The following is a 1,118-nucleotide window of genomic DNA, read 5'->3' on the forward strand; positions in this document are numbered from 1 at the left end:
TGCCAAGCGTTGACTGTCCCTCTTAAATGCTTTGTTATGTAACTTTACTAACTATTTCAACGCATTACAAAGAAAAACATTGCCAAATATCGTTTAACTTACATGAAAAGTTAGCAGTAACCCAGTAGAATTTGCGTGGCAACAGCGAAACTGCGAGCCCTAGTTCAAAGAAAAAAATGACTGCCACCAAGCTTATCGCAAACCCACTGAGCCATTAAGAACAAACGGAAAATTCGAAGAACAAGGAAGACGAAAACCAAATCAACATGAATAAGACTAATTTTACAAACCGTATAAATAACCAATTAAAACAATAAGTTAAAATCATAAAACATGTAAAATAGAAGCTAGCTTAAAAATGCACAAGCATAAAAACACTTTAAATTTCAATACATTGTGGTCTTTTTCTCTACGGTTACATAACGCCGCGTTAAGGGGCAGCCGACGCAACTGCCAAGCTTCCGCATAACACAGTAATCACAAAAACCAACGCATGATAAAAATGCCACGCGTTGGCTGTCCCTCTTTAACGCCTTGTTATGCGCGTGCTTCAGACCAAACTGCAAACTCGTTGCCACTTGGCTCTACAAAATGAAAACGACAACCGCCGGGAAATTCAAAAATTGAACGGATGATATTACCGCCATTTTTCACAACTTTATCCAATGTGGCTTCAATGTCTGAACTATAGAAAATTAAAAGTGCACCACCATTTTCAGTCCGACTAGAACGCTCAGCTTTGAAAAAGCCAACATCTAAACCTTCATTTGAAAAAGCTGCGTATTCAGGCCCATAGTCAACAAAGTCCCATCCAAAAACCTTTGAAAAGAATGCTTTCGTTGACTCTAAGTCTTTCGCTGAAAATTCTACATAATTGATCTTTTCATGCTGATTCATTGTTAACTCCTGTAACTTTTCCTATTAGCGCATAACGCCGCATTAAGGGGCAAGCAACGCTAACAACCGAACTTAAACTAACCAGCCGTAACCTCAAATGCTCACCCAAAACAAAAGTGCCACGCATTGATTGTCCCTCTTAAATGCTTTGTTATGTAACTTTACTAACCATTTCAAAGCTTTGCCAAAAACAGCATCGCCAAACACGATTTAACTTACAC

General features: G+C 38.6%; 1 protein-coding gene. It reads right to left on the reverse strand.

The window, feature by feature from the left end; translation table 11 throughout:
* Positions 1-537: 537 nt before the first annotated feature.
* Complete coding sequence (locus tag B5D54_RS16430) at positions 538-897, reverse strand: VOC family protein (RefSeq protein ID WP_001071517.1); 360 nt, start codon at positions 895-897, stop codon at positions 538-540.
* Positions 898-1,118 lie beyond the last annotated feature (221 nt).

The organism is Vibrio cincinnatiensis DSM 19608 (assembly GCF_900167345.1).
GTDB lineage: Bacteria > Pseudomonadota > Gammaproteobacteria > Enterobacterales > Vibrionaceae > Vibrio > Vibrio cincinnatiensis.